Source organism: Pseudomonas sp. FW305-70, assembly GCF_058783925.1.
Genome location: NZ_JBYSYZ010000002.1, coordinates 57428 through 76951 on the forward strand (window position 1 = coordinate 57428; position 19524 = coordinate 76951).

The 19524-nt window shown below is 60.5% G+C and carries 16 protein-coding genes; 13 read left to right on the top strand and 3 right to left on the bottom strand.

Annotated elements, in window-relative coordinates; all coding sequences use genetic code 11:
- Positions 1 to 160 precede the first annotated feature (160 nt).
- The 12 genes from AC3WN7_RS01805 to ureC all read left to right on the top strand — a co-directional run bounded on the left by AC3WN7_RS01805 (position 161) and on the right by ureC (position 11266).
- On the top strand, positions 161 to 583 hold the full coding sequence (locus AC3WN7_RS01805) for a hypothetical protein (protein ID WP_095964746.1): 423 nt from the start codon (positions 161 to 163) through the stop codon (positions 581 to 583).
- Positions 584 to 911: 328 nt separating this feature from the next.
- Positions 912 to 2177, top strand: a complete 1266-nt coding sequence (gene urtA / locus AC3WN7_RS01810; protein ID WP_007979634.1) for an urea ABC transporter substrate-binding protein — start codon at positions 912 to 914, stop codon at positions 2175 to 2177.
- A gap of 163 nt (positions 2178 to 2340) precedes the next feature.
- Positions 2341 to 3843, top strand: a complete 1503-nt coding sequence (gene urtB / locus AC3WN7_RS01815; protein ID WP_095964745.1) for an urea ABC transporter permease subunit UrtB — start codon at positions 2341 to 2343, stop codon at positions 3841 to 3843.
- Entirely contained in the window at positions 3843 to 4922 is a 1080-nt protein-coding gene (urtC, locus tag AC3WN7_RS01820; RefSeq protein ID WP_095964744.1) for an urea ABC transporter permease subunit UrtC, read from the top strand. The genes urtB and urtC overlap by 1 nt, the downstream gene beginning before the upstream one ends.
- Entirely contained in the window at positions 4919 to 5788 is an 870-nt protein-coding gene (gene urtD, locus AC3WN7_RS01825) for an urea ABC transporter ATP-binding protein UrtD (protein ID WP_095964743.1), read from the top strand. The genes urtC and urtD overlap by 4 nt, the downstream gene beginning before the upstream one ends.
- A gap of 108 nt (positions 5789 to 5896) precedes the next feature.
- Positions 5897 to 6595 carry an urea ABC transporter ATP-binding subunit UrtE gene (urtE, locus tag AC3WN7_RS01830; RefSeq protein ID WP_102673132.1) on the top strand — a complete coding sequence of 233 codons (699 nt, stop codon included), beginning with the start codon at positions 5897 to 5899 and terminating at the stop codon, positions 6593 to 6595.
- Positions 6596 to 6760: 165 nt separating this feature from the next.
- A complete protein-coding gene (locus AC3WN7_RS01835) occupies positions 6761 to 7600 on the top strand; it encodes an urease accessory protein UreD (protein ID WP_102673133.1) in 840 nt (279 codons plus the stop codon).
- 157 nt (positions 7601 to 7757) lie between these two features.
- Positions 7758 to 8060: an urease subunit gamma gene (locus AC3WN7_RS01840; RefSeq protein WP_015093271.1), complete on the top strand. Its 303-nt coding sequence runs from the start codon at positions 7758 to 7760 to the stop codon at positions 8058 to 8060.
- Between the two features lie 9 nt (positions 8061 to 8069).
- Positions 8070 to 8603: a GNAT family N-acetyltransferase gene (locus tag AC3WN7_RS01845; protein ID WP_102673134.1), complete on the top strand. Its 534-nt coding sequence runs from the start codon at positions 8070 to 8072 to the stop codon at positions 8601 to 8603.
- A gap of 6 nt (positions 8604 to 8609) precedes the next feature.
- Positions 8610 to 9143 carry a GNAT family N-acetyltransferase gene (locus tag AC3WN7_RS01850; protein WP_095964739.1) on the top strand — a complete coding sequence of 178 codons (534 nt, stop codon included), beginning with the start codon at positions 8610 to 8612 and terminating at the stop codon, positions 9141 to 9143.
- Positions 9143 to 9448, top strand: a complete 306-nt coding sequence (locus tag AC3WN7_RS01855; protein ID WP_095964738.1) for an urease subunit beta — start codon at positions 9143 to 9145, stop codon at positions 9446 to 9448. Before AC3WN7_RS01850 ends, AC3WN7_RS01855 begins: the two co-directional genes overlap by 1 nt.
- A gap of 117 nt (positions 9449 to 9565) precedes the next feature.
- Complete coding sequence (gene ureC, locus AC3WN7_RS01860; protein WP_102673135.1) at positions 9566 to 11266, top strand: urease subunit alpha; 1701 nt, start codon at positions 9566 to 9568, stop codon at positions 11264 to 11266.
- Positions 11267 to 11332: 66 nt separating this feature from the next.
- Here the strand turns inward: ureC and AC3WN7_RS01865 are convergent, their stop codons facing one another.
- On the bottom strand, positions 11333 to 16603 hold the full coding sequence (locus AC3WN7_RS01865; RefSeq protein WP_102673136.1) for a dermonecrotic toxin domain-containing protein: 5271 nt from the start codon (positions 16601 to 16603) through the stop codon (positions 11333 to 11335).
- Between the two features lie 248 nt (positions 16604 to 16851).
- Here AC3WN7_RS01865 and AC3WN7_RS01870 point away from each other — a divergent pair, with 248 nt between their 5' ends.
- Positions 16852 to 17979, top strand: a complete 1128-nt coding sequence (locus tag AC3WN7_RS01870) for a sensor histidine kinase (protein WP_102673137.1) — start codon at positions 16852 to 16854, stop codon at positions 17977 to 17979.
- Between the two features lie 167 nt (positions 17980 to 18146).
- Here AC3WN7_RS01870 and AC3WN7_RS01875 read toward each other — a convergent pair whose 3' ends face one another.
- Positions 18147 to 18452 carry a chaperone modulator CbpM gene (locus tag AC3WN7_RS01875; RefSeq protein WP_007979663.1) on the bottom strand — a complete coding sequence of 102 codons (306 nt, stop codon included), beginning with the start codon at positions 18450 to 18452 and terminating at the stop codon, positions 18147 to 18149.
- 27 nt (positions 18453 to 18479) lie between these two features.
- Positions 18480 to 19427, bottom strand: coding sequence for a DnaJ C-terminal domain-containing protein (locus tag AC3WN7_RS01880; protein ID WP_007979664.1), 948 nt, complete (start codon positions 19425 to 19427; stop codon positions 18480 to 18482).
- Positions 19428 to 19524: the final 97 nt, after the last annotated feature.

Consider the following 19524-nt stretch of genomic DNA (forward strand, 5'->3'; position numbering starts at 1 on the left):
CCTGGAAAAACCTCGTATTGAGTTAGCACTTAACAAATCCATTACCACGCTCATACTCCGCTCCCGCGAGTTGAATAATAAAAAATACTCGCGCACTTCAACAACGATTGTTCCTACAGCTTAATCGTCACAACTCCTACAAGAGCGGAGAGAGGTAAACATGTTAAAAAAACTCATCATATCCACCGTACTTGTTTCAACGCCTGCATGGGCAGCCAAGCCACCCTTTACTGGCGTTGACTACAGCGGCCGATATCAATGCACCGGGATGGACAGCCATATCGGTGCGTTTGAAGGTGTTGTCGACATGAAATTCAATGCCGAACAAAGTACCGGCGAACATGGCGCCTACGGTATTACCCTGACGTTGCCCGACAACTCCCGGTATGACGGCTTTGCCGCCGCCAACTCGAGTTCCCTGGCGATTTACTTTGCCCATACGGATCCGTCGCTCAAGGACTACGGTGTCGGGATAGCGAACATCGCTTCCACGCCTGACGGAAAAACTTCATTCACCAAGTACTACTACGGCCCGGAGTACAAAGGTGGCGGACATGGTTTTGAAACCTGCATCAAAAGCTGAGCTGATGCGCCGCTGACCTTGTGGGAGCGGGCTTGCTCGCGAAGAGGGTGTGTCAGACAACATCAATGGCATCTGAAACACCGCATTCGCGAGCAAGCCCGCTCCCACAATCGATTGTTGTTGCTCACACAATCTGCGCCCCAATCTGGCGCAACGCTTCGCACCAACACGCCTGCCGCGATCCTTCCTGGTGCGCCATCAATCCGCACAACCGCTCTAAAACGCTATTCCCCTACCTTTCCCCGACCGGGCACAGCCCTTGCTAAAGACCCTTCAGTAGTCCGCATCTGCCAACCAAGAAAACTCATAAGTTCATGGAGATCGCACAATGAAGCGTCGCAGTTTGATCAAGGCTTTCACTCTCTCGGCATCCATTGCCGCAATGGGCATGACCTGGACCGTCCAGGCAGCCGAGACCATCAAGGTCGGTATTCTGCATTCGTTGTCCGGGACCATGGCGATCTCCGAAACGTCATTGAAAGACATGGCGCTGATGACCATCGACGAGATCAACGCCAAGGGCGGCGTGAACGGCAAGATGCTGGAGCCGGTGGTGGTCGACCCGGCGTCGAACTGGCCGCTGTTCGCCGAAAAGGGTCGTCAGTTGCTGACCCAGGACAAGGTCGCCGTGGTGTTCGGTTGCTGGACTTCGGTGTCGCGCAAATCGGTACTGCCGGTGTTCGAAGAGCTCAATGGCCTGCTGTTCTACCCGGTGCAGTACGAAGGCGAAGAGATGTCGCCGAACGTGTTCTACACCGGCGCCGCGCCGAACCAGCAGGCGATCCCCGCCGTTGAATACCTGATGAGCGAAGAAGGCGGCAGCGCCAAGCGCTACTTCCTGCTCGGCACCGACTACGTCTACCCGCGCACCACCAACAAGATCCTGCGTTCGTTCCTGCACTCCAAAGGTGTGGCCGACAAGGACATCGAAGAGGTCTACACCCCCTTCGGTCACAGCGACTACCAGACCATCGTCGCCAACATCAAGAAGTTCTCGGCGGGAGGCAAGACCGCCGTCATCTCCACCGTCAACGGCGACTCCAACGTGCCGTTCTACAAAGAGCTGGCCAACCAGGGCCTGAAAGCCACCGACGTTCCGGTCGTGGCGTTCTCGGTCGGCGAAGAAGAACTGCGCGGCATCGACACCAAGCCACTGGTGGGCAACCTCGCTGCGTGGAACTACTTCGAATCGGTCGAGAACCCGGTGAACAAGAAGTTCGTCGATGACTGGAAAGCCTACGCCAAGAAACACAACCTGCCGGGCGCCGACAAAGCGGTGACCAACGACCCGATGGAAGCCACCTACGTCGGCATCCACATGTGGGCGCAAGCGGCAGAAAAAGCCAAGTCCACCGACGTCGACAAAGTCCGCGAAGCCCTGGCCGGCCAGACCTTTGCTGCGCCGTCCGGTTACACGCTGACCATGGACAAGACCAATCACCACCTGCACAAGCCGGTGATGATCGGTGAGATCCAGTCTGACGGTCAGTTCAACGTGGTGTGGCAGACCGAAGGACCGATCCGCGCCCAACCGTGGAGCCCGTTCATCCAGGGCAACGACAAGAAGCCGGAGTATGCGGTGAAGAGCAACTAAAGCCATTGGGTGTCGGGGCCGAACATGGAGTTCAGACCCGACACGATTCCTGTGGGAGCGGGCTTGCTCGCGAAGACGGCGGCACATCCAACAACTATGTGACAGACACACCGCTTTCGCGAGCAAGCCCGCTCCCACATTTAGTCCGCGCAAGGCCAAGCATATGCCCACTGCCCTCTACCGCTTCCTCCTCGCCATCGCACTGTTGCTGCCGATGGCCACCCACGCCGGCGACGCCGAAGACTTCGTCGCCGCCAATTCCGTGCAGCAAGCCAAACTTCTGGAAGCCTGGGCCGCGCAACCCGATCCGGCCCGTATCGAGTTGATCGATGCCCTGCAACAAGGCGAACTGACCATCGACGGGCAACCGAAAACCCTGCGCCTGAACAACCGCCTGCGAGGCCTGATCGACTCGGCCCTGGCCAGTCATCAGTTGCTCGCCGCCGACGCCAAAATCCGTCTGGCCGCCGCGCAGCAATTGCAGAAGAGCGCCAAACCGGCGCAGTTGAAATTCCTCGACCAGCAACTGGCGGGCGAAACGGATGAAGGCGTCCACGCCGCCCTCAGCCTGGCCCTGGCCAATCTGCAACTGGTCGACGGCGATCCGGCCGTGCGCCTCGCTGCCGTACGCCTGCTCGGTGAAACCGGCGATCCGCTGGCCCGCACCCGCCTCGAAAGCCTGCTGGAGCCGGGCGTTGAAACCGACGCGATGGTGCGCACCGCCGCTGAAACCAGCCTCGCCCAGGTCAAGCGCAAACTGCTGGTCGGCGAGATGCTGGGCCAGGCGTTTAGCGGGATGTCCCTCGGTTCGATCCTGCTGCTCGCGGCATTGGGCCTTGCGATCACCTTCGGCCTGCTCGGTGTGATCAACATGGCTCACGGCGAGATGCTGATGCTCGGCGCCTACTCGACCTATGTGGTGCAACTGATGTTCCAGCGCTTCGCTCCGCAGGCCATCGAGTTCTATCCATTGATCGCGCTACCCGTGGCATTTTTCGTCACCGCCGCCATCGGCATGGCGCTGGAGCGCACGGTGATTCGCCACCTCTATGGCCGCCCGCTGGAAACCCTGCTCGCCACCTGGGGCATCAGCCTGATGCTGATTCAGCTCGTTCGGTTGCTGTTCGGCGCGCAGAACGTCGAAGTGGCCAACCCGGCCTGGCTGTCGGGCGGGATTCAGGTGCTGCCCAATCTCGTACTGCCCTACAACCGCATCGTCATCATTGCCTTTGCGCTGTTTGTGGTGGTGCTGACCTGGCTGCTGCTGAACAAGACACGCCTGGGCCTGAACGTGCGAGCGGTCACCCAGAATCGCAACATGGCCGCCTGCTGCGGCGTGCCCACCGGACGCGTGGACATGCTCGCCTTCGGTCTTGGCTCGGGCATCGCCGGCCTCGGTGGCGTGGCCCTGAGCCAGATCGGCAACGTCGGCCCGGACCTCGGCCAGAGCTACATCATCGACTCGTTCCTGGTGGTGGTGCTCGGTGGTGTCGGCCAGTTGGCCGGTAGCGTGCTGGCGGCATTCGGCTTAGGGATAGCCAACAAGATTCTCGAACCGCAGATCGGTGCGGTGCTCGGCAAGATCCTCATCCTCGCGCTGATCATTCTGTTCATCCAGAAACGTCCGCAAGGCCTCTTCGCACTCAAAGGACGGGTGATCGACTGATGAACCAACCCCTGCTCGTTACCGCGACCCAAAAAGCCGGCCCCAAAGTCTCGATTGCCATCGGCGCAGTGATCCTCATTGTGTTGCTGGCGTTACCGCTGCTGTCGTTGTTATCGGTGGACAGCACGCTGCATGTTTCAGCCTATACGCTGACGTTGGTAGGCAAGATTCTCTGCTACGCCATCGTCGCCCTGGCGCTCGACCTGGTCTGGGGCTACGCCGGTCTGCTGTCCCTGGGGCACGGCCTGTTCTTCGCCCTCGGCGGCTATGCCATGGGCATGTACCTGATGCGCCAGGCTTCGGGTGATGGCTTGCCGGCGTTCATGACGTTCCTGTCGTGGACTGAAATGCCGTGGTTCTGGACCGGCACCAGCAGCTTCCTCTGGACCCTGTGCCTGGTGGTATTGGCGCCGGGGTTGCTGGCATTGGTGTTCGGTTTCTTCGCCTTCCGTTCGCGGATCAAGGGCGTGTATTTCTCGATCATGACCCAGGCCCTGACCTTCGCCGGCATGTTGCTGTTCTTCCGCAATGAAACCGGTTTTGGCGGCAACAACGGCTTCACCAACTTCCGCACCATTCTTGGCTTTGGCATCACCGATCCGGGCACCCGCGCGGTGCTGTTTTTCGCCACGGTGCTGTTGCTGGTGGCGAGCCTGTACATCGGCTGGCGCCTGGCGCAAAGCAAGTTCGGGCGGGTGCTGACCGCACTGCGCGATGCGGAGAACCGCCTGATGTTCTGCGGCTACGATCCGCGCGGGTTCAAGTTGTTTGTCTGGGTGCTGAGCGCGGTGTTGTGTGGCCTGGCCGGTGCGCTGTACGTGCCTCAAGTCGGCATCATCAACCCGAGCGAGATGTCGCCGACCAACTCGATCGAAGCGGCTGTGTGGGTCGCGCTCGGCGGGCGCGGCACCTTGATCGGTCCGTTGCTCGGTGCCGGTGTGGTCAACGGCATGAAGAGCTGGTTCACCGTGGCGTTCCCCGAGTACTGGCTGTTCTTCCTCGGCGCGCTGTTCATCGTCGTGACCCTGTACCTGCCCAAAGGCGTGATCGGTCTGCTGAAGAAAAGAGGTGAATCATGAGAATCACGGCAACCGCTGAATTCATGCTCGAACCGGCGTTTTTCCCCGTAGAACCCAACAAGGACGCCGGCAGCAGCCGCGACGCCATCGGACTTGGCCAGCGCGCCGGCAAAGGCCTGAATACGCGCCACGGCACCATCCTGACCCTGGAAGACATCAGCGTCAGCTTCGACGGCTTCAAGGCGCTGAACGATTTGAACCTGTACATCGGCGTCGGCGAACTGCGCTGCATCATCGGCCCCAATGGTGCGGGCAAGACCACGCTGATGGACGTGATCACCGGCAAGACCCGCCCCAGCCACGGCAAAGCCTGGTTCGGCGAAACCCTGGACCTGACGCAGATGAGCGAAGTGCAGATCGCCCAGGCCGGCATCGGCCGCAAGTTCCAGAAGCCGACGGTGTTCGAAGCCTTGAGCGTGTTCGAGAACCTGGAACTGGCGCAGAAAACCGACAAGTCGGTGTGGGCCAGCCTGCGGGCGCGCTTGAGCGGCGAGCAGAAAGACCGCATCGCCGAAGTGCTGGACACCATTCGCTTGACCAACTCGGTCAATCGCCCGGCCGGCCTGCTGTCCCACGGCCAGAAACAGTTCCTGGAGATCGGCATGCTGCTGATGCAGGACCCGCAATTGCTGCTGCTCGATGAACCGGTGGCGGGCATGACCGACGCCGAAACCGAATTCACCGCCGAACTGTTCAAGCGCCTGGCCGGCAAGCATTCGCTGATGGTGGTGGAACACGACATGGGCTTCGTCGGCTCGATTGCCGACCACGTCACCGTGTTGCATCAGGGCAGCGTGCTGGCCGAGGGCTCACTGGAGCAGGTGCAGGACAACGAGCGGGTGATCGAGGTGTATCTCGGTCGCTGACGCGACAGCTACAAGCTTTCAGCTACAAGCGGCAAGTTAAGAGCGAAAAGCGGTCCGGCTTTTTCTTGCAGCTTGTAGCTTGCCGCTTACAACTGCCCGGAGGGCCCTATGCTACAAGTCGAAAAACTGCACCAGTACTACGGCGGAAGCCACATCCTGCGCGGCCTGACGTTTGACGTGAAGGTCGGCGAAGTCACCTGTCTGCTCGGCCGTAACGGCGTGGGCAAGACCACCCTGCTCAAATGCCTGATGGGCCTGCTGCCGGCCAGGGAAGGCGTGGTGAACTGGGAGGGCAACCCCATCACCGCGTTCAAACCGCATCAGCGCGTGCATGCCGGCATTGCCTACGTACCCCAGGGCCGGGAGATCTTCGGCCGCCTCACCGTGGAAGAGAACCTGCTGATGGGGCTGTCGCGGTTTCCCGGCAGCGAAGCCAGGGAAGTCCCGGCGTTTATCTACGAGCTGTTCCCGGTGCTGTTGCAAATGAAGCAGCGGCGCGGCGGCGATCTGTCCGGCGGCCAGCAACAACAACTGGCCATCGGCCGCGCGCTGGCCAGCCGCCCTCGCCTGCTGATTCTCGACGAGCCCACCGAAGGCATCCAGCCGTCGGTGATCAAGGAGATCGGTGCCGTGATCAAAAAGCTCGCGGCCCGGGGCGACATGGCCATTTTGCTGGTGGAGCAGTTCTACGATTTCGCCGCCGAACTGGCTGACCAATACCTGGTGATGTCCCGGGGTGAAATCGTGCAACAGGGGCGTGGTGAAAACATGGAAACAGAAGGCGTACGCGGGCTCGTTACCATCTGAGCCGTCACGCTCCGCTTCTTTTGCCACGGCACCAATTTGTCGCGCCGAATTTGCGACTGCGCACGCTATTGGTGCATCACGACACTAAACAGCCACCTCCTGCCTGCAATGCCTTGCGGCACAGCCTTTGCAAACATCCTGATGACCTCTCGACAAGCATTGACTATGACTCTTCCGGCTTCAGGCGTTTTGTTTACCCCCAGTTGGCATGCCGAACTGGAACTGGGCTACGCCCGATTCGACAACACCACGCGCCCGGTCCAGCGCCGGCACAAAGGTCCGCTGCGGGTACAAAAACACCTGTATGCCGAGGGGCCGGAAGTCTGCCAGCACATCATCGTCCACCCACCCGGCGGAATTGCCGGCGGCGATCGACTGGACATTTCGGCCAGCGTCGAGGGCAATGCCTGGGCGCAAATCACCAGCCCCGGCGCGGCCAAGTGGTATCGCGCTGCCGGCCCGGCCTTTCAGCAACTGAAGTTGAAGGTGGCGGCCGGTGCGACACTGGAATGGCTGCCCCAGGAGACGATCATTTTCAGTGCGGCCCAGGCTGAACTCAGCACCTTCATCGACCTTGAAGGCGATGCGCGTCTTTTCTACTGGGACGTCGTGGCCCTGGGCCGTCCGGCCAGTGGCGAGCGCTTCGACCTTGGGCATTTCCAGGCACGACTGGATGTGCGCCGCGACGGCCAGTTGCTCTGGCATGAACGTCAGCGCATTGTCGGAGCGGACGGTTTACTTGATTCGCCCGTCGGGCTCGACGGGCAACCGGTGTTTGCCACGTTATTGGTGACGGGTGAAATCGATAGCGAACTGCTGGAGTCCTGCCGCTCGCTGCCCAACGACGTGCGCGGGGATTTGACCCAGTTGCCGGGGTTGCTGGTTGCACGGTGCCTGGCGAGTGAGGCGTTGTTGGCGCGGGGATGGTTGATTGAACTTTGGAAGTTGTTACGCCCCGCCCTTCTGGGTCGCGAGGCCGTATCACCCAGAATATGGAGCACCTGAAATGCGATCGAATGTGGGAGCGGGCTTGCTCGCGAATGCAGTGGACCAGTCAGCATTGATGTTGGATGACACTCCGCATTCGCGAGCAAGCCCGCTCCCACAGGAATTGTGTTCTCAAATTGAATGACTGTTTAACTGCCGATTATGGATGTCTACGATGGACCTGACCCCACGCGAAAAAGACAAGCTGCTGATCTTCACCGCGGGCCTGGTGGCCGAGCGGCGTTTGGCACGCGGCGTGAAACTCAATTACCCGGAAACCATGGCCTATATCTCCGCGGCCTTGCTCGAAGGCGCCCGTGACGGCCAGACCGTGGCCGACCTGATGCACTTGGGCACCACCCTGCTGACTCGCGAACAAGTGATGGAAGGCATCCCGGAAATGATCCCGGAAATCCAGGTCGAGGCCACCTTTCCTGACGGCACCAAACTGGTCACCGTCCACCAACCCATCGCCTGAGGCCGCGCCATGACTTACCACATCCGCGATGCCGTGCCTGCCGACTTGCCGGCCATCTGTGACATCTACAACGACGCCGTGCTCAACACCACGGCGATCTGGAATGAACAGGCGGTCGACCTCGACAACCGCCAGGCATGGTTCAGCGCCCGGCAATCCCAGGCTTACCCGATTCTGGTGATCGTCGATGGTGAAAATTCGGTACTGGGCTATGCCTCATTCGGTGACTGGCGACCTTTCGACGGTTTCCGCCACACCGTCGAGCACTCGGTCTACGTGCGCAGCGACCAGCGCGGCAACGGCCTCGGCCCACAATTGATGGAAGCACTGGTCGAGCGCGCCAAAGGCTGCGGCAAGCACGTGATGGTCGCCGCCATCGAAAGCGGTAACGCCGCGTCCATTCGCTTGCATGAGCGCATCGGCTTCATCACCACCGGGCAAATGCCTCAGGTCGGCACCAAATTCGGCCGCTGGCTGGACCTGACGTTCATGCAACTGACCCTCAACCCCGGCGCGCAGCCGCCAGGCATCAACCAGGAGTAATACCCGATGAACGCCGCCCAACTGCGACGCGTCAACGTTGAAAGCTTTGCGCACTATCGTCAGGGCCTGATCGACCTGCTGCTCGATGCCGTCGGCTACGGGGCCAGTGTCGGCTTCATGGCCGGCCTCGATGCGACCCAGGCCCACGCCTATTTCGATGAGGTCCAGGACAACCTGAACAAGGGCAATCTGTTGCTGTGGGTGGTGGTCAAGGACGAACAGGTGCAGGCCAGCGTGCAGTTGGGTTTGTGCCAGAAAGCCAACGGCCTCAACCGCGCCGAAGTGCAAAAACTGCTGGTGCGCGAACATGCCCGGCGTCGCGGTCTGGGCCAGCAACTGATGAACGCTCTGGAGGCCGCCGCCCTGCAGCACAAGCGCGGCATGCTGTACCTCGACACCGAGGCCGGTTCGCCCGCCGAAGCCTTCTACCAATCGCTGGGCTATACCCGCGCCGGTGAAATTCCCGACTACGCCTGCGACCCGAGCGGCCGCTACAAACCGACTGCCCTCTATTACAAGATTCTCCAAGGAGCCCAATGATGATTCCCGGTGAGTACCAGATCCAGCCCGGCGACATCGAACTCAACGTCGGCCGCCGCACGATCAGCCTGAAGGTGGCCAACAGTGGTGACCGGCCGATCCAGGTCGGCTCGCATTACCACTTTTTCGAAACCAACGACGCCCTGGCGTTCGACCGTGCCGCCAGTCGTGGCATGCGCCTGAACATCCCGGCCGGCACGGCGGTGCGTTTCGAACCGGGGCAGAGTCGGGAAGTCGAGCTTGTCGAGCTGGCGGGGTTGCGTCGGGTTTTTGGGTTTGCGGGAAGAATCATGGGCGACTTATAGGTCGACTTCAGCAGCAAGCTGCAAGCTGCAAGGAAGAGCAGTTTGCGGCCCCCCCTATCTGCTTTTACTTGAGGCTTGCAGCTTGAAGCTTGCAGCTCAATTACGAGGAACGAGTAATTGAAGATTTCCCGTCAAGCCTACGCCGACATGTTCGGTCCCACCGTTGGTGACAAGGTGCGCCTGGCCGATACCGAGTTGTGGATAGAAGTGGAACAGGACTTCACCACCTACGGCGAAGAAGTGAAATTCGGTGGCGGTAAAGTCATTCGTGACGGCCAGGGTCAGAGCCAGTTGCTGGCCGCCGACGTGGTCGACACCCTGATCACCAACGCGCTGATCATCGATCACTGGGGTATCGTCAAGGCCGACGTCGGCCTCAAGGACGGGCGCATCGCGGCGATCGGCAAGGCCGGCAACCCGGACATCCAGCCCAACGTCAACATCGCCATTGGCGCCAGCACCGAAGTCATCGCCGGTGAAGGCATGATCCTCACCGCTGGCGGCATCGACACCCACATCCACTTCATCTGCCCGCAGCAGATCGAAGAGGCATTGATGAGCGGTGTCACCACCATGATCGGTGGCGGCACCGGACCGGCTACCGGCACCAATGCGACCACCTGCACCTCCGGGCCGTGGCACCTGGCGCGCATGCTCCAGGCCGCCGACGCCTTCCCGATGAACATCGGCCTCACCGGCAAGGGCAACGCCAGCTTGCCGGAGCCGTTGATCGAACAGGTCAAGGCCGGTGCCATCGGCCTCAAGTTGCATGAGGACTGGGGCACCACACCCGCGAGCATCGACAACTGCCTGAGCGTGGCCGACCGGTTCGACGTGCAGGTGGCGATCCACACCGACACCCTCAACGAATCCGGTTTCGTCGAGACCACCCTCGCCGCCTTCAAGGGCCGCACCATTCACACCTATCACACCGAAGGTGCCGGTGGCGGTCATGCGCCGGACATCATCAAGGCCTGCGGCTTTGCCAACGTGCTGCCGAGTTCGACCAACCCGACCCGGCCGTTCACCCGCAACACCATCGACGAACACCTCGACATGCTGATGGTCTGCCATCATCTCGATCCGAGCATTGCCGAGGACGTGGCCTTCGCCGAAAGCCGCATCCGCCGTGAGACGATTGCCGCCGAAGACATCCTCCACGACCTCGGTGCGTTCTCGATGATCAGCTCCGACAGCCAGGCCATGGGGCGGGTCGGTGAAGTCATCACCCGCACCTGGCAGACCGCCGACAAAATGAAAAAACAACGCGGGCCGCTGCCCGGCGATGGTGAGGGCAACGACAACTTCCGCGCCAAGCGCTACATCGCCAAGTACACCATCAACCCGGCGATCACCCATGGCATCAGCCATGAAGTGGGTTCGGTGGAAGTGGGTAAATGGGCGGACCTGGTGCTTTGGCGGCCGGCGTTTTTTGGCGTGAAACCGACGTTGATTCTCAAGGGCGGTGCCATCGCGGCCAGCCTGATGGGCGACGCCAATGCCTCGATCCCGACACCGCAACCGGTGCACTACCGCCCGATGTTCGCCAGCTACGGCGGCTCGCTGCACGCCACCAGCCTGACCTTCATCAGTCAGGCGGCGCAGGAGGCAGGCTTGCCTGATGCGCTGGGTTTGAAGAAGAAAATCGCGGTGGTCAAAGGTTGCCGCGACGTGCAGAAAACCGACCTGATCCACAACGACTACCTGCCGAACATCGACGTCGATCCGCAGACCTATCAGGTCAAGGCCGATGGGGTTTTGCTGTGGTGTGAACCGGCTGAGACATTGCCGATGGCCCAGCGTTACTTCCTGTTCTGACCCGGCAACCACGACACGAGCAAAGGCCTCGCACACCCTGTGGCGAGGCCTTTGTTTTTTCCGTGATTACTGAACGGATTCAATCCGCAGCCGATCCAGCTTGGCCCGAATCATCGCTTCCCGTGTCAGTTTTTTCAGCAACTGCGTAATTTGCAGATCGATGTCATCCAAGGCTTGAACATATTCCTCGTCAGTCATCAGCTTGCCGTTCGCAAAGTCAGTTTCACTTTTGCCCAACTCACTGCACAACCCCTTGATTTCCACCTCCACCGCCGCCTTTCCCTCGGCAGTGATCCGCGTACCTTCGGCCCTGCGCTGCAACGCATCCTGTAAATCGATAGTGGCGTCGATCCTGCGCTTCAAGCCGTTCAATTCCTCGCGGTAAGTAGTCTCCAGCCAGATTCGCCAGAGCGGTTGCTCGAAGACGCGATCAATCAGCAGATCACCTTCCTCCAGTGCCTTGATCCGCTGGAACGCTGCTTCGATCATCTCCTTGCTCACACCGGCGATGTTGCGAAACTGCATGCCCCGCGCCTGCCACGGCAGATCCAGACGCTCTGCCAGATCGGTCATGTAAGCCAGGTGCACTTCCACTTCATCGATAGTGCCGGTCGCATCGCCATTGGCGTCGTAGCGACGGAACCGTTCGCCGTTAGCCAACCGCTCAGACACCCGCTGACGGGCAATGGCGCCGAGTTCATCGAGCCGGGACTTGCCCAGGGCCAGTTCCAGCAATTGCGCCTCGATCAGGTCCGCACGCACCAGGGCGTAGGCTTCATGCACCATCACCTGCACGCCCATGGCATTGAACAGTTGCGTGCCGCCATCCACGCACTCGGTGGGCGTTGCCGCCTCGTTGAACAGTTTGCTTCGCAGTTCACTGTCGCTGGCCATGGCTTCGAGCATGCGCCAGACCTTGATCGTCAGTTCCGTCTGATAGTCACCGCCGGCCTTGAAGTCGGCGGACTGGGTGAGCTTGCGCAGTTCATTGAAAAACGGCACCGAACCAAACTCGTCTTCAACGTCGTTCCAGACTTCCTGCTTTTCCTGCCATTGCCGCTCGGTCATGCCCATATCCCAATCCGCGCTGTCGAGTACGCCTCGGGGCGGATAAGGACGCTCCGGGTCCATTCCGACCGACTCGATGTAAGACTTGAGGATCTCGAGATTCTCCGACGAGATCCAACGCGGGCCCCGGCTGATTACGGTGCGCGCCAGTAGCTCTGCGCGAAATGAACCGGGTGCGACCTCGGGTATCCGACTGATCGGGTTGCCGCTCAAGTCAAGGTAGATACTGCGCGGTCGCGATTGCGAAAACAGCCCGACGGGCCAGCTGTCCAGTCCGGTTTCGCCCAGCAACAACACCTGCAAATGCGGCATTCGGCTGATGTTCGGAATGAGCTTGAGCGGGTTGCCGCGCAAGCGCAGGACTGTCATGCGCGTCAGGTTTTTCAGGTGATCGAGCGCCAATGCATCCAGTTCAATGTTATTGCGGTCAAGAAACAGGTGAGTGAGATGACGCATGTCTTTCACCGCCTGCGGAAGCGTCGTCAGCAGGTTGTCTTGCAGATTGAGGTAGCGCACCTGATGGAACGGGTCGAGGAACGACAGGTTCCCGGAACGCAACTGCCCACCGCGCAGGCTCAGGCTGGTGACATGATCGAAGTTGGCCTCCAGCCTCGGCAGGGTTTCCAGCAGTCGGCTCAGCCTGGGAATGTTGTCCAGACTCAACGCCTGCGCCCGCACTACCCCGTAAGCCTCGATGCCCTCCGGCCCGGTGCGCTGCCAGCATTGCCTGAGCGCTTTGTAGATGTTGTTTCGCGCATGCCACTCCGCCACGCCCGCCGGGGTAAACCGAGCGGATTGCGTCGGCGAATTCATCCAGCGTTGCAGGGCGCGGTTCAATTGGTTGAACTCGGCCTCCAGCACGGTCAGCCGCGCATGCACCGTCCCTTCGCCCTGACCGAAACCCGCCAGCAGTGTCTCCACTTCCTCCGAGGTAAAATCCGGATACAGTGCATGAGCCCGTTGTCGCAGCCCCACGCCTTGCGGTGCTTGTCGGGCATAGCCACGCATGCCGCCACGCAAGCGCATGACGCTCGGGTCGTAAGCCGGCCTGGTGATCGGGTTGTCCCGCAGAATCGGCTCAAACCGGGATCGATCCAGCGGCTGCGCCCTGACCGCTTGCTCAAGGCGTGAAGACTCATGGATTTCAAAGCCAAGCGCTGTGCGCTCGGAGTCGGGCAAGGCATACAGCACCGCCGCGTACAGATTGTCCGCACCGTGCAGATGTTGATCGCTGCCGTCCCGTGCCTCGTATTGGCCATCCTCACCCAGGACCAGCACTTTGCGGGTCGTCGCGTCGACGGGGCCGAGACTGTCGGTCAGCGATCCCGTGAATGAATACTCACGGATTTCCAGACGCAGATCCGCCGGCCAGCCCGGCAATGCGGCCAGCGAGTGCAGCTCCAGGCGTGCGGTATCGCGATTGTGCAGTCCGTCGAGGTACAGGCCTTCATAAGCCCGTGTCACACGCAGTTGTTCCGCTGCCTCCCGAGCTTGTTGAGCCAGTCTCAACGGAACACGTTTTTTTTCGTTCAAATGCTGCACATCCGAGGGATGCGCTTCACTCAGCAACTCCTGCGCCTGACTGACAGAGATATCAGCCCCATCATCCTTGAGCATGTTCACCAACGGATCGTCCGACCGGGTACGGCGCTTGTACAACAGGTCGAACAACTGACTTTTGCGCTGACGCGCCAGCGCCGCCCATTGATCACACAGTGCCTGTGCACGTTTCGCCTGGTCACCGGAATACCCTTCTCCAAGCAGTTCGCGTTGCGCAGTTTCGTCAAGGAAACCGACCACCCGTTCAGGCAACTCACCCGCAAGCAGTTCAGACCAGGTCATCTGCAAGGTATTGGTCGCTGAAGCATTGGCGTAGCCTTCCTTGATCGATACACCGGTCAGGCCCGGTCCCTGGAAGACTTCAATGGCCTTGTCGCCGGGCCAGCCGCGCAATTCCGTCATGAGTCGAAGCGAGTAATCCGCCCAATCGTTACTGATCCGATGGGCCAGAATCTGTTGCGCACCGGCTTCAGCATCGGCATGGGCCTTGAAGCGCTTGAGGGTATCGGCCAATGACGCGGGCGGAGTTTCATGTTCGACATGAAGTCGGCGCAGCACGTTTTCATGTACGCCGCTGGCAGTCAAAACCTGCTCCAGGGTCTCATCGGACAGCCCCTCCACCGAAGCGCCCAGACGCCTGAGCACTACACGCCGATCCCATTCGAGCGGTTGATCGAGTTCGGTCTTCCAGCTGCCGGCACCGTTGTGCTCCAACAGCGGCTGATAGGCATCGGCGCGAGTCGGGTGTTGCAGCCGGTGCTGGCCGGTTTCCGGGTCTTGCCTGACGGCATAGCATTTGTCATCGAGGCGCAGCAGGTCTTGCTCCTGATAACGGTACAGCCCTGTGTCACCGGCCTTCGCCCCATCGGGCAATGTGATCGATTGCTCATAGGGCGCAAGGTCAGGGTTCCACAACCGCTCCTTGCCGCCGACTTCCACTGGCTTGAGCCCCTCGACAAACGGCGACACCTTGATCGGTACGACAGCGGTGCCGGGCAATACATGTCCGGCGCCCATCAGTGCCAGTTGCGCGAAGTTGATCAAGACCCCGTTGAAGTACGCCGAAGCCTGTTCCTTGTCACCCTTGCTCCAGTCCTCGACGCCTTCGGCAACCTCGGCGAGCATTTGCGCGACCATGATGCCAAGCATGGCTTCACCCAGGCCCGGCACCAGCATTGCGGCGAAATTGAAAACATTCCAGCCGATCGACAGGTAACCGGTCAGGCGCTTGAAGCGTGCGTTGGCATCTTCGTCGCCGGTCGGTACGGCGATCAGCCGGGCATCGGCGATGGCCTTGTTCCGCCGCGCCACAAACAGGGTGATCCACAGATCATCCGCGATCTGGTTGGTCACCGGTTCTGCATCGGGATTTTCGACCGCCGTTTCACGCCACCACGGGCCCATGTCCAGCGGTTCGCGCTCATGCCAGGTGTAGGTCGTGAGACGTTCTTTGACCCGGGCGAAAAACAGCCCCTTGTCCTTCTGCGCCACAAACCGGCTGAAAAACGCCTGGTAATCCGTATTTCTCAACTGCCCCAGGAGCGCCTTCATGAACGCGGTCAGTGAGGGATACTCCTTCAACGGATGGTCAGGATCATCGGGCACATAGGCGATCAACGGACCGCTTACACGACTCTGTTGATAGATATCGTCGCGGCGCAACAGTTCATCGCTCAACCCCTGCGGCCCATTGGCGAAGAAGGCTTGCAGCAGTTTGAATTGATCGTATTCCCGGCCCGGCAGAACAGGAATGCGGCGCGACCAGTCGATCCAGAATCTCAACAGGGCCGGCGTCAACGCTTCAACTTCGCGCTTTATTTGCGATGGCTCGCTGACCGCGCTGAACAACACGATGCCGGTCAACCGAAAACCCATCAGCGACAAGCGATGAGCATGCAACGGCCGGTCGTACAGCGTGACGTTTGCCTGCCCCTCACGCACCTGGCCCAGTTTGCCGTAGGCATGGTCACTGATATCGCCCTTCAATCGGGCAATCAGTGCGGCCACATGAAAGGCCGCTTGTTCACTGGCCACCGAGTCTTGTTGCAAGGTTCGCCGTGCTTGCGGGGTATCGGGCAACAGGACGGACTTGATGTGCCGCTGGTATTGCCCGCCGATGTCCAGGCTGCGGCACAACGCGGCAAAATCCGGCAGGGCAATGGCCGATTCCAGGCTGAGACTGCCCCGGCTGTCCTTACGGTAAATACCGGAGCTGTTTCGGAACGCCCCTTCGACGGTTTCAGCTTCCTCGAAGTTGTGCAGCGCCGCCTCCAGCAAGGTGGACTGGCGGACGCGACTGGCGCCGGTGTCGATGCCGAATATGATCGTACTGGGCACCTCGAGCTGCACGCTGAGTTCGTCGACGCGTTCAACGGAGCTGAAATTCGCCTGCAACATCTCACTGACCAGTGGTTCGGCGAAGGCCTCAATGTCGTGTTGCAAGCTGCCCAGGGTTTTGTCCAGTACGCCCTGCACACGCCAGCGTTCCTCGATCAATTGCTTCAAGTACTGGCGGTCGATGACCCGTGCTCCGCTGTACCATTCGGGCATCGCCGGCCTCAGGGTTTCAAGGGATTTGAGCCTTGCAAGCGGGGCATTTTTCAGGGCACCCGGTATCCCGTCGAATACGCGACGGTAATGCACGCCCTGGTGTTCGACGCCTGTGGTTTCAATCGTTTGCTGTGAATGGCTTCCATGCAATTCAGACACTGTTACATCACCTTGATGGCTGGATTTGAACCCACAGCTTCGCCAACCCAACCGCCAAACAAAAGCCCAAAAAACCGCTGGGCCGCCCCTGAAAAAAGGCCTCCACCGTTCGAAATTCAAAGAGCCTTCAATACATAAGTACCGCCACTGAGGCCTGGACTTATGCCACCGAACGAGCGGTCGTGTTTTTTCCGGCAAAGGGACTACTATTCGATTCGCTGTCCCCGATTCATGCTCAGGTAACCGCCATGCGTCTTTCCGAATTCATCGTGCTACAGGTTGATCGCATCGTCGATGAGTGGGAGCAGTTCGCCAAAACCATCACCCCGGCCGCCGAGTCCATGGACAGCGCCGCCTTGCGCGACCATGCCCGGTCAATCCTGCTGGCCGCGGCCCGGGACATGTGCAAACCCCAGACACCCTCCGAACAAGCGGCCAAGGCACGCGGCGAAGGCCCGGAGAAAACCCCGAGCCTCGACGAGGCCGGTGCCAGCCATGGCGAGTTGCGCCATACCGTGGGTTTTGACCTGGTGCAGATGACCAGTGAATTCCGTCATTTGCGCGCCTGTGTCATCCGCCTGTGGGTCAATAGCCTGCAATCGCCTGACCTGGCCTACTTCCAGGACATGATCCGCTTCAACGAAGCCATCGACGAAGCCCTGGCCGAATCCACCGCCGCCTATGCCGAAATGGTCAACCGCTCCCGGGACATTTTCCTCGCGATCCTCGGGCATGACCTGCGTGCGCCCCTGCAGGCGGTGAGCATGTCCACCGAAATCCTGCTGCGCAAAGCCGCGCTGGAAGGTGATGCGCTCAAGTGCGCGATCAATATCCAGCGCAGCAGCGGACATCTGGCAGTGATGGTCGGGGATTTGCTGGAACTGGTGCGCAGTCGCCTGGGCAAACATCTGCCGATCGAACCGGCGCCCATGGACCTGGCTGAAGCGGCACGGGACGCGATTGCGCGGGCCTGTGCCGGTCAACCGGAGTGCGATCCGACCCTGACGGTACAGGGTGACACCCGCGGTACCTGGGACCCGCGCAGGGTCGATCAGATGCTGCAAAACCTGATCGGCAATGCCTTGCAGCATGGCTCGAGCAAACGTGAAGTGACCTTGACCCTCAAGGGCGAGGCCGACGGCGTTCGGCTGACGGTGCAGAACGACGGAGTCCCCATCCCCTGCGATGCGATCCCGACCATTTTCGACCCGCTGGTGCGCAGTGCCAGCGAAGAACTCGGCGAGCCCACTACCAGCCTTGGGTTGGGGTTGTTTATCGTCAAGGAGGTGGTCGACGCCCATCAGGGGACGATTGAAGTCAGTTCCAGTGAGAGGGATGGCACGACCTTTACCGTGGTGTTGCCGAGGACAATATAGAGCCATTGTGGCGAGGGGGCTTGCCCCCGTTGGGCTGCGCAGCAGTCCTGAAACCAGACACTGCAGTTTTGTCAGTTGTACCCAGTCGTTCGATTGGCGGGCGCTTTGCACCCGAACGGGGGCAAGCCCCCTCGCCACAGAGTTAGTGTTGGTTACTACTTGAGGAACTACTCCACCAACAACCGCCCCAACCGCTGCTTGAGCATGCGGTTCTCGGCGCGCAGCTGCTGCACTTCTTCGAGCAGGTCCAGCGCCAGGGCGACGCCTTCCCACTCCAGGTCAAGGTCGCGCCGCAGCTTGGCGGCACGCTTGGCCAGGGTCAGCTCATAGTCGTTGAAAACCCAGTCCTTGGGCTGAGCGCCCTGAGGTTCGAGGATGCCGTGCTCGACGATTTCGATCACGTAGACGTCCGACAGCTCGGTCGCCTCACAGAATTCTGCCATGTCCAGTTGAACGATCAGGGGACTGCTCATTGTCAGTGACTCCTTGGTTCTAAGGGATCAAAAATGCTCTCGCGGGTCGAACGCGGCTTTTTTCGCCAGTTCCTGCCACAGGGCCTTGATGTCATCGTCGGATTTCTTCGGCATCACGGCCTTCAATTGCACGAACAGGTAACCGCGCTCACCGGCCTTGTTCATCAGCCCATGGCCCTTGGCGCGCATGCGCTGGCCGTTCTGGCTGCCGGCCGGCACCTTGAGGTTGATCTTGCCGGTCAGGGTCGGCACGGCGACTTCGGCCCCCAGCGCCAGCTCCCACGGAGCCAGTGGCAAGGTGATGATCAGGTTATCGCCTTCGACGTCGAATTTCGGGTGCGGTGCGAAACGGATCGTCAGGTACAGGTCGCCATTGGCGCCGCCACCCACACCCGGAGCGCCCTGCCCCTTGAGGCGAATGCGCTCGCCGTCGGCCACACCGGCCGGAATCTTCACGTTCAGGCTTTTGCTGGTGTTGCTCACATGCTGGCCGGCCGCGTTGTACTGCGGTACCTGGAAGGTGACCTTCTTCGACTCGGTCGACAGTGTTTCTTCGAGAAAAACCCCAAGCTCCATTTCCACGTCCTGCCCTCGACGTCCGGTGCTGCGACGCGACTGTCCACCACCACTGAAACCAGGCCCACGGTTGCCGAAGATCGAACTGAAGAAGTCCGAGAAATCGCCCGTGTCCTGACCACCGCCACCGAAACCGCCACGGCTCTGCCAGCCCGGTGGCCCCTGGAACGGTTGGCCGTGCTGGCCATAGCGGCGCAGATCATCGTATTCGGCGCGCTTGTCGGCGCTTTTCAGCGCTTCATAGGCTTCCGAGGCGTCCTTGAACTTGGCCTCGGCGTCCTTTTCCTTGCTGACGTCGGGGTGGTATTTGCGCGCCAGCTTGCGATAGGCGGCCTTGATCGCCTTATCGTCTGCGGTCGGCTCCACACCGAGAATCTTGTAATAGTCTTTGAAGTCCATCGCGGGAATCACCATCCGTTATCAAATCGCGCCACGGGCCACAGCATGCGCTTGTTTGCAGCCGTTGGTTTGACCGATCTCAAATTTGTGACCGGGC

Bases quoted from the DNA above. Each gene is read 5' to 3' on its own strand.
- AC3WN7_RS01805 (WP_095964746.1), top strand. From the start codon at position 161: ATGTTAAAAAAACTCATCATATCCACCGTACTTGTTTCAACGCCTGCA.
- urtA (WP_007979634.1), top strand. From the start codon at position 912: ATGAAGCGTCGCAGTTTGATCAAGGCTTTCACTCTCTCGGCATCCATT.
- urtB (WP_095964745.1), top strand. From the start codon at position 2,341: ATGCCCACTGCCCTCTACCGCTTCCTCCTCGCCATCGCACTGTTGCTG.
- urtC (WP_095964744.1), top strand. From the start codon at position 3,843: ATGAACCAACCCCTGCTCGTTACCGCGACCCAAAAAGCCGGCCCCAAA.
- urtD (WP_095964743.1), top strand. From the start codon at position 4,919: ATGAGAATCACGGCAACCGCTGAATTCATGCTCGAACCGGCGTTTTTC.
- urtE (WP_102673132.1), top strand. From the start codon at position 5,897: ATGCTACAAGTCGAAAAACTGCACCAGTACTACGGCGGAAGCCACATC.
- AC3WN7_RS01835 (WP_102673133.1), top strand. From the start codon at position 6,761: ATGACTCTTCCGGCTTCAGGCGTTTTGTTTACCCCCAGTTGGCATGCC.
- AC3WN7_RS01840 (WP_015093271.1), top strand. From the start codon at position 7,758: ATGGACCTGACCCCACGCGAAAAAGACAAGCTGCTGATCTTCACCGCG.
- AC3WN7_RS01845 (WP_102673134.1), top strand. From the start codon at position 8,070: ATGACTTACCACATCCGCGATGCCGTGCCTGCCGACTTGCCGGCCATC.
- AC3WN7_RS01850 (WP_095964739.1), top strand. From the start codon at position 8,610: ATGAACGCCGCCCAACTGCGACGCGTCAACGTTGAAAGCTTTGCGCAC.
- AC3WN7_RS01855 (WP_095964738.1), top strand. From the start codon at position 9,143: ATGATTCCCGGTGAGTACCAGATCCAGCCCGGCGACATCGAACTCAAC.
- AC3WN7_RS01870 (WP_102673137.1), top strand. From the start codon at position 16,852: ATGCGTCTTTCCGAATTCATCGTGCTACAGGTTGATCGCATCGTCGAT.
- AC3WN7_RS01875 (WP_007979663.1), bottom strand. From the start codon at position 18,452: ATGAGCAGTCCCCTGATCGTTCAACTGGACATGGCAGAATTCTGTGAG.
- AC3WN7_RS01880 (WP_007979664.1), bottom strand. From the start codon at position 19,427: ATGGACTTCAAAGACTATTACAAGATTCTCGGTGTGGAGCCGACCGCA.